At 69.2% G+C, this 14169-nt stretch carries 14 protein-coding genes and 1 pseudogene; 5 read left to right on the top strand and 10 right to left on the bottom strand.

Translation table 11 applies throughout. The features are described 5' to 3' along the window. Window positions 1–5: 5 nt before the first annotated feature. Entirely contained in the window at window positions 6–1388 is a 1383-nt protein-coding gene (locus ACLZN2_RS41945; RefSeq protein WP_416984999.1) for a glycine--tRNA ligase, read from the bottom strand. A 171-nt stretch (window positions 1389–1559) separates the two neighbouring features. Here ACLZN2_RS41945 and ACLZN2_RS41940 point away from each other — a divergent pair, with 171 nt between their 5' ends. From ACLZN2_RS41940 to ACLZN2_RS41925, 4 genes are read left to right on the top strand one after another with little or no spacing between them, the layout of a single operon-like run. Continuing rightward, window positions 1560–2516 carry a metal ABC transporter substrate-binding protein gene (locus ACLZN2_RS41940; RefSeq protein WP_416984998.1) on the top strand — a complete coding sequence of 319 codons (957 nt, stop codon included), beginning with the start codon at window positions 1560–1562 and terminating at the stop codon, window positions 2514–2516. Between the two features lie 20 nt (window positions 2517–2536). Then, window positions 2537–3304: a metal ABC transporter ATP-binding protein gene (locus ACLZN2_RS41935; RefSeq protein ID WP_416984997.1), complete on the top strand. Its 768-nt coding sequence runs from the start codon at window positions 2537–2539 to the stop codon at window positions 3302–3304. Next, complete coding sequence (locus ACLZN2_RS41930; protein WP_416984995.1) at window positions 3304–4206, top strand: metal ABC transporter permease; 903 nt, start codon at window positions 3304–3306, stop codon at window positions 4204–4206. Before ACLZN2_RS41935 ends, ACLZN2_RS41930 begins: the two co-directional genes overlap by 1 nt. Before the next feature lie 59 nt (window positions 4207–4265). Next, window positions 4266–4685 carry a Fur family transcriptional regulator gene (locus ACLZN2_RS41925; RefSeq protein WP_416984994.1) on the top strand — a complete coding sequence of 140 codons (420 nt, stop codon included), beginning with the start codon at window positions 4266–4268 and terminating at the stop codon, window positions 4683–4685. A 257-nt stretch (window positions 4686–4942) separates the two neighbouring features. Here the strand turns inward: ACLZN2_RS41925 and ACLZN2_RS41920 are convergent, their stop codons facing one another. The 8 genes from ACLZN2_RS41920 to ACLZN2_RS41885 all read right to left on the bottom strand — a co-directional run bounded on the left by ACLZN2_RS41920 (window position 4943) and on the right by ACLZN2_RS41885 (window position 13184). Beyond that, window positions 4943–5785 (bottom strand): isoprenyl transferase, encoded by an 843-nt coding sequence (locus ACLZN2_RS41920; RefSeq protein ID WP_416984993.1) that lies wholly within the window; start codon window positions 5783–5785, stop codon window positions 4943–4945. Between the two features lie 17 nt (window positions 5786–5802). Further along, complete coding sequence (gene recO, locus ACLZN2_RS41915) at window positions 5803–6552, bottom strand: DNA repair protein RecO (RefSeq protein WP_416984992.1); 750 nt, start codon at window positions 6550–6552, stop codon at window positions 5803–5805. A gap of 78 nt (window positions 6553–6630) precedes the next feature. Next, window positions 6631–7569, bottom strand: a complete 939-nt coding sequence (locus ACLZN2_RS41910; protein ID WP_416984991.1) for a DUF6879 family protein — start codon at window positions 7567–7569, stop codon at window positions 6631–6633. 44 nt (window positions 7570–7613) lie between these two features. Next, entirely contained in the window at window positions 7614–8582 is a 969-nt protein-coding gene (locus ACLZN2_RS41905) for an SCO2521 family protein (protein WP_416985040.1), read from the bottom strand. Next, window positions 8582–9568 carry an SCO2522 family protein gene (locus ACLZN2_RS41900; protein WP_416984990.1) on the bottom strand — a complete coding sequence of 329 codons (987 nt, stop codon included), beginning with the start codon at window positions 9566–9568 and terminating at the stop codon, window positions 8582–8584. Before ACLZN2_RS41900 ends, ACLZN2_RS41905 begins: the two co-directional genes overlap by 1 nt. After that, entirely contained in the window at window positions 9565–10485 is a 921-nt protein-coding gene (locus tag ACLZN2_RS41895; protein ID WP_416984989.1) for an SCO2523 family variant P-loop protein, read from the bottom strand. The genes ACLZN2_RS41900 and ACLZN2_RS41895 overlap by 4 nt, the downstream gene beginning before the upstream one ends. A gap of 3 nt (window positions 10486–10488) precedes the next feature. Beyond that, on the bottom strand, window positions 10489–12351 hold the full coding sequence (locus tag ACLZN2_RS41890) for an SCO2524 family protein (RefSeq protein ID WP_416984988.1): 1863 nt from the start codon (window positions 12349–12351) through the stop codon (window positions 10489–10491). A gap of 59 nt (window positions 12352–12410) precedes the next feature. After that, window positions 12411–13184 carry an SCO2525 family SAM-dependent methyltransferase gene (locus ACLZN2_RS41885; RefSeq protein WP_416984987.1) on the bottom strand — a complete coding sequence of 258 codons (774 nt, stop codon included), beginning with the start codon at window positions 13182–13184 and terminating at the stop codon, window positions 12411–12413. A 132-nt stretch (window positions 13185–13316) separates the two neighbouring features. On the opposite strand from ACLZN2_RS41885, the gene ACLZN2_RS41880 reads away from it, so the two are divergent. Further along, a complete protein-coding gene (locus ACLZN2_RS41880) occupies window positions 13317–13859 on the top strand; it encodes a GNAT family N-acetyltransferase (protein ID WP_416984985.1) in 543 nt (180 codons plus the stop codon). Between the two features lie 34 nt (window positions 13860–13893). Here the strand turns inward: ACLZN2_RS41880 and ACLZN2_RS41875 are convergent. Further along, window positions 13894–14169, bottom strand: a pseudogene (locus ACLZN2_RS41875) (zinc ribbon domain-containing protein); the annotation flags it as partial.

Here is a 14169-nt window from a genome sequence, read left to right as displayed (position 1 = left end):
AGCGCCTAGCAGCCGATCAGGCGGCCCGCCAGGTAGCCCTCGATCTGGTCGAGGGACACGCGCTCCTGCTTCATGGAGTCGCGCTCGCGCACGGTGACGGCGTTGTCGTCGAGGGTGTCGAAGTCGACGGTGACGCAGTACGGCGTGCCGATCTCGTCCTGGCGGCGGTAGCGGCGGCCGATGGCGCCCGCGTCGTCGAACTCGATGTTCCAGTGCTGGCGCAGCGCGGCGGCGAGGCCCTTGGCCTTCGGGGACAGCTCCGCGTTGCGGGAGAGCGGCAGGACCGCGACCTTCACCGGGGCGAGGCGGTGGTCGAGGCGCAGGACCGTGCGCTTCTCCAGCTTGCCCTTGGCGTTGGGGGCCTCGTCCTCGACGTAGGCGTCGAGGAGGAACGCCAGCATCGCGCGGCCGACACCGGCCGCGGGCTCGATGACGTACGGCGTCCAGCGCTCGCCGGCCTCCTGGTCGAAGTAGGAGAGGTCCTGGCCGGAGGCCTTGGAGTGGGCGCCGAGGTCGTAGTCGGTGCGGTTGGCGACACCCTCCAGCTCGCCCCACTCGTTGCCGCCGAACTGGAAGCGGTACTCGATGTCAGCGGTGCGCTTGGAGTAGTGGGAGAGCTTCTCCTTGGGGTGCTCGTACCACCGCATGTTCTCCTCGCGCAGGCCCAGGCCGGTGTACCAGTTCCAGCGCTGCTCCATCCAGTACTCCTGCCACGTCTCGTCCTCGCCCGGCTTGACGAAGAACTCCATCTCCATCTGCTCGAACTCGCGGGTGCGGAAGATGAAGTTGCCGGGCGTGATCTCGTTGCGGAAGGACTTGCCCACCTGCGCGATGCCGAACGGGGGCTTCTTGCGGGAAGCGGTGTGCACCAGGGCGAAGTTGGTGAAGATGCCCTGGGCGGTCTCGGGGCGCAGGTAGGCGATGGAGCCGCTGTCCTGGGTCGGGCCGAGGTGGGTGGAGAGCAGGCCGGAGAACTGCTTGGGCTCGGTGAACTGGCCCTTGTTGCCGCAGTTGGGGCAGTTCACGTCCGCCAGGCCGTTCTCCGGAAGGCGGTTGTGCTTGGCCTCGTAGGCCTCCTCCAGGTGGTCCGCGCGGAACCGCTTGTGGCAGGAGGTGCACTCGGTCAGCGGGTCGGTGAAGGTGGCGACGTGACCGGAGGCGACCCAGACCTCGGGGGCCAGGATGACGGACGAGTCGATGCCGACCACGTCCTCGCGCGACGTCACCATGTAGCGCCACCACTGGCGCTTCAGGTTCTCCTTGAGCTCGACACCCAGCGGTCCGTAGTCCCAGGCGGCACGCTGGCCGCCGTAGATCTCACTGCAGGGGAATACAAAGCCACGGCGCTTGCTCAGGCTGACGATGGTGTCGATCTTGTCGGCGGCCACGGTGCTCTCTTCATAACGACGACGGGCGACGAAGCGAGATGCTTCCAGCGAATGATTCAGGGTACCGGCGGGGGCTCCCCCTGAACCAAATCGGTTCCCTTGCCCAGCCCTCTTACCGGCCCTGACCCGGCTTGTTGACAACGGTTTCCATATTTGTTGAAAATGACTGTCATGAACGTACGGCGACAGCGCATATCCGGCATAGCCATGGCGGCCACCGCCGCTCTCGGGCTCGGCACTCTCACCGCGTGCTCGGGGGCCAGTGCCGCCGGCAACACGGACAGGTTCGACGTCGTCGCGTCCTTCTACCCGATGGCCTTCCTCGCCGAGGAGATAGGCGGGGACCACGTCCACGTCACCAGTCTCACCCAGCCCGGCCAGGAGCCGCACGACCTGGAGATCAGCGCGAAGCAGACCGCGCAGCTCCAGGAGTCCGACGCGGTGCTCTACCTGAAGAACCTCCAGCCCTCCGTCGACGACGCGGTGGCCCAGTCCGAGATCAAGACCAAGATCGACGCCGCTTCCCTCACCTCCCTGGAGAAGCACGGCAACGAGGTCGGCGGCCACGCGGCCGAGCACGACGACCACGAGGACGAGGAGTCCTCCGGCCTCGATCCCCACATCTGGCTCGACCCGGTGCGCTACGCCCAGGTCGCCGAGGGCGTCGGCAAGGCCTTCGAGAAGGCCGACCCGGACCACGCGGCCGACTACAAGGCCAACACCGCGGCCCTCGTGAAGGAGCTCGACGCCCTGAACACCGAGTTCGAGGACGGGCTCGCGGACACGAAGACCAAGGTCTTCGTCACCACCCACGCCGCCTTCGGCTACCTCGCCGAGCGCTACGGCCTGACCGAGGAGGCCATCAACGGCCTCGACCCCGAGTCGGAGCCCAGCGCCGCGCGCGTGAAGGAGCTTGAGAAGATGGCGAAGGCCGACGGCGTCACCACCGTGTTCTACGAGACGCTCGTCAGCGACAAGACCGCGAAGACCATCGCCTCCGACGCCGGACTGAAGACGGACGTCCTCGACCCGATCGAGGGCATCACGGACAAGTCCCGGGGCAACAACTACTTCTCGGTCCAGAGGGCGAATCTCAAGGCGCTGCAGACGGCCCTGGGAGCCAAGTGACCAGCCGATCGGAGAGCGGCATGACCGAGCCCGTCATTTCCCTGCGGAACGTCCGCGCCGATCTCGGATCGCGCCCCGTCCTGCGGGGCATCGACCTCACCGTGCACCGCGGTGAGGTCGTCGCGCTGCTCGGCGCCAACGGCTCCGGCAAGTCGACGGCCGTGCGGACGATCATCGGACAGGTGCCGGTCGGCTCCGGCGAGATCGAGCTGTTCGGCACCCCGCGCCGGCGGTTCCGGGACTGGGCGCGGATCGGTTACGTCCCCCAGCGCACCACCGCCGCCGGCGGCGTCCCGGCCACCGTGACCGAGGTCGTCTCCTCCGGCCGCCTCTCCCGCACCCGCTTCGGCGTCTTCCGCAAGGACGACCGGGAGGCCGTACGGCACGCCCTGGACCTCGTCGGCATGGCGGACCGGTCGAAGGACAACGTCGACGCGCTCTCCGGCGGCCAGCACCAGCGCGTCCTGATCGCCCGCGCCCTGGCCTGCGAGCCCGAGCTGCTGATCATGGACGAGCCGATGGCGGGCGTCGACCTGGCCAGCCAGGAGGTCCTGGCGCGGACCCTGAAGGACCAGGTCGCGGCCGGTACGACGGTCCTCCTCGTGCTGCACGAGCTCGGCCCCCTGGAGCCGCTGATCGACCGGGCGGTCGTCCTGCGCGACGGCTGTGTGCAGCACGACGGCCCGCCCCCGAAGGCCGTCGGCCAGCACGCGCTACCCGGCCACGACCACGTACACCCGCACGCCCCGGCGGGTGCCGAACCGATGCGCACAGGACTGCTGAGCTGATGGACTTCCTCGACTACGCCTTCATGCAGCGGGCGCTGCTCGCCGCCGTCCTGGTCGGCATCACCGCCCCCGCCGTCGGCATCTACCTCGTCCAGCGCCGCCAGGCCCTGATGGGCGACGGCATCGGCCATGTCGCGATGACCGGCGTCGGCCTCGGCTTCCTGCTCTCCGCGTCCCCGGTCTGGATGGCGACCGCGGTCTCCGTCCTCGGCGCGGTGCTGATGGAACTGATCCGCTGGTACGGCCGCACCCGCGGCGACATCGCCCTCGCCATGCTCTTCTACGGCGGCATGGCCGGCGGCGTGATGTTCATCAACCTCGCGCCGGGCGGCTCCAACGCCAACCTGACCTCGTACCTCTTCGGCTCCCTCTCGACGGTGAGCGAGTCCGACGTGACGTCGATCTGCCTGCTGGCCGGCTTCGTCGTCCTCGTCACCGTCGGCCTGCGCCGCCAGCTGTTCGCGGTCAGCCAGGACGAGGAGTTCGCGCGTGTCACCGGTCTCCCGGTCCGCGCCCTGAACCTCCTCACCGCGGTCACCGCCGCGGTGACCGTGACGGTCGCGATGCGCGTGGTCGGCCTGCTGCTGGTGTCCGCCCTGATGGTGGTCCCGGTGGCCGCGGCCCAGCAGCTCAGCCGCAGCTTCGCCGCGACCTTCGCGATCGCCGTCGCGATCGGCGTGAGCGTGACCATCGGCGGCACGGTCACCTCGTACTACCAGGACGTCCCGCCCGGCGCGACGATCGTGCTGCTGACCATCGCCGCGTTCGTCGCGCTCAGCGTGCTGGCCGCGCCGCTGGCCCGCCGCCGCGCCCGCGCGGCAGCCGCCGCCCACCCGGCCGGAGACCCGGCGGAGTGCGCTGTTCCGGCCACAAGAGGGGCCGGCGACGGAGTTGGCGTCTGACCCGGCACAGCACGGGCTGGCACAATGGCCCGGCAAGCCGCAGACGTGAGGAGGCAACGGTGACGACCGCTGGACCGCCCGTTAAGGGCCGCGCCACCCGGCAGCGCGCCGCCGTCGCGGCGGCACTGGACGAGGTCGACGAGTTCCGCAGCGCGCAGGACCTCCACGACATGCTCAAACACAAGGGCGACTCGGTCGGCCTGACCACCGTGTACCGCACCCTCCAGTCCCTCGCCGACGCCGGTGAGGTGGACGTCCTGCGCACGTCCGAGGGCGAGTCGGTGTACCGCCGCTGCTCCACCGGCGACCACCATCACCACCTCGTCTGCAGAGTCTGCGGCAAGGCGGTGGAGGTGGAGGGGCCGGCCGTCGAGAAGTGGGCGGAGGCGATTGCCGCGGAGCACGGGTACGTCAACGTGGCGCATACCGTGGAAATTTTCGGTACGTGCGCGGACTGTGCGGAGAGCTCGGCGGGCTGAGGTCTCGTACGGCTGCGGGCCGGTGGGGGTTAGGGCGTGTTTCGAAAGTAGCGTCGTCCGCCCGTAGGGCGGGCCCGGCGGCGTCTGGTGCGTGCGATCGCAAGGCGGAGGGTCGCCCCGATACTGGATGTATCGGGGTGATCCCGACAACGCGGCGAGCGTGCGTGCCAGGCGTCGCCGGGCAGGCGGGACTTTCGAAACACGCCCTAGTCGCGCCCACGCGGCGGAGCCGCATATCGAACACAGCCCCGCGCCCCTTACGGGGCGCTTGAGTCCCGTCCTTCCATGGCCAACAGTTCCTCGTTCGGGATCGCGCCGCCGAAGCGGCGGTCCCGGGAGGCGAACTCGACGCACGCCCGCCACAGGTCACGACGGTCGAAGTCCGGCCACAGCACGTCCTGGAAGACCATCTCGGCGTACGCGCTCTGCCAGATCAGGTAGTTGGAGGTGCGCTGCTCGCCACTGGGGCGCAGGAACAGGTCCACGTCCGGCATGTCCGGGTAGTACATGTACTTCTGGAGCGTCTTCTCCGTGACCTTGGCCGGGTCGACGCGGCCCGCCTTCACGTCCTCGGCGAGGGCCTTCGCGGCGTCGGCGATCTCGGCGCGACCGCCGTAGTTCATGCAGAAGTAGAGCGTGAGACGGTCGTTGCCCTTGGTCTGCTCCTGGGCGACCTGGAGCTCCTTCGCGACCGACTTCCACATCCGGGGCATCCGGCCCACCCAGCGCACCCGGACGCCCAGGTCGTCGAGCTGGTCGCGGGTCTTGCGGATGAAGTCGCGGTTGAAGTTCATCAGGAAGCGGACCTCGTCGGGCGAGCGCTTCCAGTTCTCGGTGGAGAAGGCGTACAGCGAGATGTTCTTCACGCCGATCTCCACACCGCCCTGGAGGACGTCGAGAACGCGCTCGGCGCCGACCTTGTGGCCCTCGGTGCGGGGAAGCCCGCGCTCCTTGGCCCAGCGGCCGTTGCCGTCCATGACGATCGCCACGTGCTCGGGGACCAGCTCGCCGGGCAGCTTCGGGGCGCGGGCGCCGGAGGGGTGCGGCTCCGGTGCCTTGTACTCCCGACGCTGCCGCCCCAGGAACCCGCGTACGACCATGTGCCTCTCGTCTCCCTCTAGCTCTTCTCTACATACCTGAGCGAGCGCAGTCCACGCTCCAGGTGCCAGTGCAAGTACGCGGACACCAGCCCGCTGCCCTCACGCACGTACCGGGCCTCCGCCGCGTCCGCCGTCTCCCAGTCTCCCGTAAGCAGCGCGCCCAGGAGGACCAGGGTCTGCGGTGAGGGTACGACGCTGCCGGGCACCCGGCAGTCGACGCAGACGCTGCCGCCGGAGGCGACCGAGAAGAAGCGGTTCGGGCCGGGCAGGCCGCACTTCGCGCAGGCGTCGAAGCTGGGCGCGTAGCCGTTGACGGCGAGGGAGCGCAGCAGGAAGGCGTCGAGGACGAGATGCGGGGCGTGCTCGCCCCGGGCGAGAGTCCGCAGCGCCCCGACGAGCAGAAGATACTGCTGTACGGCGGGCTCGCCCTCGTGATCCGTGAACCGCTCGGCGGTCTCCAGCATGGCCGTCCCGGCGGTGTAGCGCGCGTAGTCGCTCACGATGCCGCCGCCGTACGGGGCGATGGTCTCGCTCTGGGTGCACAGGGGCAGCCCGCGTCCGACCAGTTCGCTGCCGCGGGCGAAGAACTGCACGTCGACGTGGGAGAAGGGTTCCAGGCGGGCGCCGAACTTGGACTTCGTCCGCCGCACCCCTCGGGCCACCGCCCGCACCCGGCCGTGTCCGCGTGTGAGCAGCGTGATGATGCGGTCGGCTTCGCCGAGCTTCTGGGTCCGCAGGACGATGCCGTCGTCCCGGAAGAGACTCATCGCACACCGCCGCGGCACCGCTGGGGGCGGGACTGGCTCATGGCACCCATTCTGGCCCATGCGGCGGGGTCCGAGGGATCAGGTGTCGGCCCCGTCGCCGCTGCCGGTCAGGGAACGGATGCTGCCCGGGGCGGGGAGTCCGTTCGGCGGCGGCTGCAGGTCACCGGCCGCCTCCCACAGTTGCTCGAACCGGCGTGACAGGGGCTGTACGAGTTCGGGCCGGGCGTTCACCGCCGTCGACGAGTTCAGCCCCAGCTGGTCGGGGTGGATCTCGTAGGAGAGCGCCTTGTCGAAGAGGATGAAGTCGATCATCTTGCCCCGGCGGAGGTGTGCCGGAAGCTGGTCGAGGGCCACGACGCGGACCTTGATGCCCATGTAGCGCTGCTCCTCGCAGATGGGATCCAGCGCGGCTCGCTCCTGGTTCTCCTTGACGATGAACAGGCGCCTGACCGTGACGCCCCGTTCGTTGATCCCGTCGCGCTGGGCCGTCAGATAGCGGTTCGCCGGCTCGGTGGACCAGAAGTCCTCGTCGACGAGGTTGGTGCTGATGGCGTCGATGCTGAGGTGGGTGCATTTGGTCAGCGTCATGAGCCAGTCGTGGTTCTCGCCCGGCGTCTCCGCGGTGAGGGCGGCGAGGTCCTCCATCACTCCGGCGAGCCGGTTGATCTCCTCGTTCGCGAAGTCGTGCAGGATCCTCGGCCCGGTGGAGACGACCTTGGTGGCGTTCTCGGCGAGTCGGGGCACGCCGTCGTCGCGGAGCTTCTCCACCTCGTTGAAGAGCTTGGTGGCCTTGCCGATGTCGGCGAAGCGCTGGTCGACGGAGCCCTTCACGGCCTGCATCTGGTTCACGAACGAGACCAGGAACTGAACGATCAGCACTATGCCGCCGCACAGCACGGAGAGCACGAGCTGCCAGGGGCCGTCGTCGTCGGACGAGATCACGTTGGTCAGCAGGTAGACGACTCCACCCACCACCACCGTGACCAGGAGCTTCTGTGTTACATGCCGTGCGTGCATCTCTCTTTCTCCCCCCGTTGGGATCGTGCCGTCGGGATCGTGCGTCAGGGTGTCGGCAGCGCCTGCCGTGGGACGGTGAGGTTCTGCAGGACGAGTTGGTCGCGGATGCGCTGGGCGAGGGCGTTCCACTGCCGGCTGTAGCCCGGGGTCTGCTCCAGTTCCCGCCAGGCGGTGTACAGGGTGCCGTCGACGCGGGCCTGCGGCATCCACAGGTGCAGCAGGTGGTCGACGAGCGGGCGCAGCACCTTCAGGACGGCCCGGCCGTCCTCGGAGCCGACGCGCAGTCCGTCGAGTTTGTCGGCGACGGTGGTGAGCAGCCAGTCGTGCAGCGCGAGGTCCTCGCACAGTCCGGCCGCGGCGGCGGGCGCGGTGCCGGGCGGCAGTCGCAGTTCGACGATCCGCAGGCCGTCCTCGGCCTTGGTGAACCGCAGGGACGTCTCCTCGCCGTCGGCCGTCGCGGCCGCCGTCCAGCGCAGGCTGGTGTCGGCGGTGGTGAGCGGGGGGTCGTAGTCGAGGATCCGGTCCTCGCGGGAGATCCTCGCCAGCAGGCTGTCGGCGATGGAGCCGACGTCCAGCTCGCCGGGCTGATGGCCGCTCAGGAAGCCCTCGTTGAGGGACTTCTCGGGGAGCCGGCCGACCGGAACCAGGGTGCCGGGGCGGACCAGGTAGTAGCCCCAGGGCCGGCGCCGGTCGGGGCCTGAGGCGGCGGCGGAGAAGTACGCCGTGGACTGCAGGACCCGGCCCTCGGTGAGCGCCGCCCGGGCGGTGACCGTGCCGACGGCGCGGCTGCGGGCGCCGGTGGCGGTGGGCAGCCGGCAGTCGACGCCGGTGAGGACGTCCGGGGAGACGGCGTGCCGGTTGGGGTGCCGGGAGACCCGTACGCGTTCGTCGGCACGCAGCCGCAGCAGTGCCACGGCGGCCCGCTCGTCGACGGCGTCCCGGGTGGGCAGCAGGCAGGTGCGCACCTCGCCGCAGACGAGAACGGGACCCGCGGCTGTGCCCAGGCGGCCCATCACAGGCCCGGCGGGAACACGTAGGAGGTGCGGTCCACCACTCCGGCGGGTACGGCGAAGCCCTCCGCCTCGGACCGCTCGGTGACCTGGAGAAGCGTCTGGGCCTCGACGTGGACCTGGTCGAGGATGACGCGTACGGCGTGCTCGACGGGCAGGAAGCGGGCGGGCAGGACGCTGCAGGTGACGTACGCGGTGAAGGGTGTGGCCTTCGGGTTGAGGCGCAGGACGGGCGGCAGCTCGTCCCACTCGGCGGGGAAGTCCTTGTCGTCCCAGGGGGTGGGGGTGAGCACGGCGCGGCCGTTGTCGCGGAGGAGGCCGAGGCGGACCAGTTGCCAGACGGAGGCGAGGAACGCGCAGGACCAGGTGCGGTCGTCGTCGGGGCCGTTCCACAGTTCGACGTCCATGAAGACGGAGTGGCCGCGGGCGCCGGTCTCGCTGGGCGGCTGCCAGACGGTGCCGGTGGAGTCGAGGGCGGCGGAGGTGCGCTGTGCGGGGGCGCGGCGGCCGTTGGTGAGCCAGCCGGTGCGGCTGACGGGCGGGCGGAAGCCGTTGCTGCCGGGCGGGGGTGACTCCACGAGCCGGTGCAGGACGGACTCGGCGAGTTCGGCCCGGTCCCGGTGGGCGGGGTCGGCCACGGCGCAGCCCGACTCACGGGCGAGGTAGTCGATGGTGAGTCCGGCGTCGGCGGCGGCCTGGAGCAGGGGCGGGATCAGCTCGGCGGGGGTGGAGAGCCGGGAGAAGTAGTCGTCGATGAGGAAGCAGGTGCTGATCCGGGGGCGCCGGCCTGCGAGCAGTGGGCCGAGGCCGGCCCGGGCGGCGTCGACCCAGGGCCGTACGGCGGTGAAGTGCCGGCGCAGCCGGGCGGGCCCCTCGACGAAGTCCTCCATGTACAAGTGGCCTAATTCCAGGGAGAGATGGGAGAACGGAACGGATTCCGTGCGCGGTTCGGCGCTGGTCTCCCGGAACACGGCCGCGGACTGGTTCACAACTCCCCCCAGAACTTGTCGTCGGTCACCCGTTGGGCGAGATCTCCCATGGCCTGCCAGGTGTCGTTGTTGGCGATCCTTCGGTCGTGCACGTCCTCGTTGGTGATGAGGCGTTCCTGCCATTGCAGGACGGGTTCCAGCGGAATGGAGGTCAGCACCCGTGTCTTGCCGATACCGCGGCCGGCGGCGAGTTGTTCGAGTTCCTTGTCGCACTTGCGCATCCACGCGTACTGCGAGGGCGACACCTGTGACCACGGGGGTGCCTCGAGATCGGGTACGGCGGCCCGGACGAAGCGGATCGATCCGTTGAGCGCGTCGGGCCGGTGCCCCATGCCTATACCGGCCTGTGCGATTCCCTGTTTCCCGTACACGAGTTCGGCGGCGGCCATCACATGCTGGCGGGTCCAGCGGTGATAGACGAGCCATCGCGTTTTGAGCCGGCCGAGCCCGCCGCGGGGCGAGGTGGCGACGAGTGCGAGGTCCATCGCATAACTGCGTCCGGCGCTCAGGTCGACGATGATGACGTCGAATTCGCGTTTCAGGCCGAGGACGAGATCGACGCAGCGGTGGAGGTTCTCCTCGTCGGTGACGAATTCCCCGCCGGTGCGGTCGCCGGGCAGCAGGACGAGCCGGCCGGAGCCGCCGGGCCGGTTGCGCAGGTCGGGGTGTTCGGTGCGGGCCCAGACGTCGACCCGAAAGGGTTTGCCGGTCTTGCCCTGGAGGTACGAGTGCAGCCCGTGCCCCTCGGCCTCGGTGAGGACGTCGGGCAGGTCGAACACGGCGGCCGCGGTGGGCGAACCGAAGTCGAAGTCCAGGTAGCAGACGTCGTCGCCGCCCAGCGCCAGATGGTAGGCGAGGTTGGCGCTCGTCACGGAGCGGCCCGTGCCTCCCTTGTCGGAGGCGGCGAACACGAGCACGGATCACACCCCCCGGGGGCCGGAGTCGCCCCGGGCGCGGTCGAGTTCGTAGAGCCGGGCGAGGACGCCGAGGGCCAGGGAGTGGGCGGTGCCGGGCTGTTTGTCGACCAGTTGCCGGGCGCGGCGCAGATCGGCCTCGATGGCCCGGACCTGTTCGCCCTGGGAGCTTCTCGGGGCGGGGGCGGGCTGCTCCAGCTGCTCCTTGCCGAAGAGATGGGCGGCCTCGCTGATGGCGGCCTGGGCGAGCGTGGACATCTCGGCGCTGCGGATGGGGTTCTGGGTGTAGAGGCCGCGGGCGACGACCATGCACTCGGTGACGCGCTCGGTGATGCTCCAGGACAACGGCCCTTCGCGGACCGGGAATTCGGGGTACACGGCGTGCACGTTGTCCCAGAGGCCGACGCCCTCGCCGTCGGTGATCCGGCGGGCCCAGAGGTGGTCGAGGATGTCCTCGGCGAGCCTGAGCAGCCGGTCCTGCGAGGCGATGTTCCGCGACAGCGCGCACAGTTGCAGGGTTCGCTTGAGCAGCTGTGCGGAGAAGTCGCCCATGGTCCACCTCATGGCGGGGCCGATCTTCTCGCTGCCCAGCAGCGGCAGGCTGACGCCGGGGTTGTGCAGGCCGACCGCCGGGTCCTCACGGGTGGGGCGGCTGGTGATGCGGCCGCGGTCGGCGAGGCGTTCCATCACGGCGACGGTGCGGGTGAGGTCGTCGTCGGTGGCGCGCCGGCGGACCAGGTCGTGGACGAGGATGGAGGCCACGGAGAGGGAGAAGTACTCGGACTCCAGCTGCTGGAGCGTGGTGCGCCAGGGGATCTCCTCCAGCGGCCAGGTCGCGTCGTCGAAGCGGGCGATGGCGGACCAGTACTGCTGGGTGATCTCCCAGCGCAGCCGCAGCGCGTCGGCCAGCTTCTGCTGTTCGGCGGTGAGCAGACCGAGGACGAGGGTGCGCTCGGAGGACAGGTCGGGGATGCCGTCGAGGGCGACGACGGTGAAGTACAGGTAGGGCACGGCGCGGGCGACGCCCTCGTGCTGTTTGCCGATGCCCTCGGCGGTGGCCGGTTCGACCTCGACCTCGGGGGCGCCCTTCACCAGGCTCCAGGCCCAGCCGCACTCGAAGAGGCGGTTCTCGTTGCGGAGTTCGTCGGTGACGTCGCCGTCGAGGCCGAGGGTGACGCTCTCGGTGATGAGGGCGCGCAGCGACTTGAAGCGGTCCTGGAAGCGGGCGAGGACCTGCCGGTCGGAGAGCCGGCCGCGGCCGAGGAGCCGGGCGAGTGCCTGGCCCTGGTCGGAGTTGATGTCGACGACGTTGACCGTGAAGGAGCGCAGCAGGCTGACCATGGCGGCGGTGAGCCGGTTGCTGGTCTCCTCGCGTAGCTTGTCGATGCGGGCGAGGGTGGAGGCGCGCAGGGTCTTGCCGCGGTACACCTTGAGGAAGCCGAGGGTGGCCAGGCACAGCGTGATCGACATGGAGTAGGAGTCGACGACGCCGACCTGCCGCTGCTCCTTGGAGAGTTCGTGCTCGGGGTCCTCGGGTGCGAAGTAGTAGCCGCCCGCGAAGGTGGGGCCCTCCTCGCCGCGGTGCTGCTGCATGAAGTCGCCGAGGATCTCCACGAGGTTCGCGGGAATCTCGCTGGAGTCACCCGCGTTCCGCAGGGCCCTTTCGACGTCGAGCTCGGTGGTGTCGGGGTCGTCCAGGCGGAACGGCTCGATTTCGGTGGCCGGGTAGAGAAGGCAGAGCAGACGCTCGGCGTCGGCGACGCTGCTGCGGCCGCCCCATTCGCCCCAGTCCCAGGTGCCGTCGTCGAAGGAATGGCGGGCGATGGCCTGCCACACTTCGAGCAGATTCTGTCTCGGCTTGATCTGCATGCCCATTCCCCTCGCACAGGCCGGTCTTCACGGATTCCGATGTTCCCGATATTTCGAGGTCATTCTTTCCGTCGACCGCAGACCAGGATCATTCCGCTGTATCCGTCGCGCACGAGATCGTGCGGATCGTCCAGACGGTACATCTTCATGTCCTGGGCGAAATTACCGAGCGATTCCTCGACCTTTTCCTCGTCGATTTCCCGGGTGGCCGGAAAATCGACCTCGCCGACGCGATATCCCTCGGAATGCTCCATGAACGCGGCGGCGAAAGGCGCGCCCGGATTCAGCGCGCTCATGAAACAGCCCACGCCGCGCTGGAACTCGTCGAGCGAGGTGGTGATGGACTCGGCGACGAAGAACATGGTGCCGAGATCCCAGCGGCGGGTGTCGGAGCAGAGGTCGAAGAGGCTGCCGGGCTCGGGCTGCTGGACGGCTTCCTTGAAGCGGACCCTTGGTGTGACGTCGAGTTCGGCATATGCCGGGTCCTCGCACAGGACGTCCCAGAACTGGTCCCAGTGCTGGTCGTACTCGGCGACCTGGCTGCCGAGGTAGGCGAGATTGCCGGCGGACCGCTCCAGGAGCGTGATCCGGTCGCACCAGGGAAGCATGGCGAGAGCGGGATAGAGATTGGGACCGGCGCCGACGTCAATACCGGAGGGGACTCTGCCGCTCCCCCGGAAATGATCACTGAAGTGGTCCCGCACCCGAGAGATGATCTCCTTGTCCACCGCCTGCATGTGGAGGTAGTTGCGCCTGATGTACGCCTCCGGGTCGAAGTCGTCCCAGCGTGCGTCGGCATTCAGTTTCGCGTCGGCGGTGGTTCCAGAAGTCATGGTTCACCTTACCGTAGGCGCACCGGGCGCGGGGGTCTTGAAGGGCTGGTTACACCTGGCCAATGATGGAGATCAGGTACGGAAATCACACAAGGCCCCAATTCGATTTGTCGACATTCACAAGGGGACGGTATGACTCCACCTCCCGGAGATCACTTCCGGTCGGCCACCGGTCCGGCGGTCGGTCCGACAGCCGGTCCGACAGTCGGCCAGATACCCGGAACGACGCGGTTACGGATCCGAAGGGCCACCGAGGCCGATCTGCCGCAGCTCGCACGCCTGGACGAGGAGGCCTTCCCACACGGTCCATACCCGTTCTTCGTCCTGCGTCAACTCCTCACCGCGTTCCCCGACTTCCTGCTCCTCGTGGAGGAGGGCAGCGAGCTGCACGGCTATGTGCTCGCCGCCTCGCCGCACGAGGCGCAGAGCTGGGTCCTCAGCCTCGCCATCGCCCCCACCATGCGCGGACAGGGCCTGGGCCGGCTGCTCATGACGGGGATCCTCAGCCATCTGCGCGCCAAGGGCACCCACTCCGTCTGGCTCTCCGTGGAACCCGGAAACGAGTCGGCCGTCGCCCTCTACCTCTCCCTGGGCTTCGTCCCGGACCCCGGCGGCCCCCGCAAGGACTACTTCGGCCCCGGCGAACACCGGCTGCTCATGTCGCTCACGCTTTGAATCCTCCCCTCCTGAAGGGACGGGGATTCCTGGCTCAGGCTGCCTCAGGGAGCAGCGCTCCCGGAGGTCTTACGCCCTCGACACCAGCCGGGTTGAGACCAGCCCGGAGGAGCATCACGCGGGCGGAGTTCTTGTCCCGAGGGGACACGGTTCCGCATGCGGTGCAGGTGTAGGTGCGTTCGGACAGCGGCTGGGGGTCCCCCCACGCCTTTAAGGCAGTGGGGGAGCGTGCTTGGTTCTCGCTCCGCATGTTGCGCAGTCCATGGTGGTGTGCGCCGGATGGACCAGGTGCACGATGCGGCCATGCTTG

The organism is Streptomyces sp. T028 (assembly GCF_048159505.1).
Taxonomy (GTDB): domain Bacteria; phylum Actinomycetota; class Actinomycetes; order Streptomycetales; family Streptomycetaceae; genus Streptomyces.
Note: the sequence above shows the minus strand (reverse complement) of the source record. Positions and strands in the feature narration are given on the sequence as shown.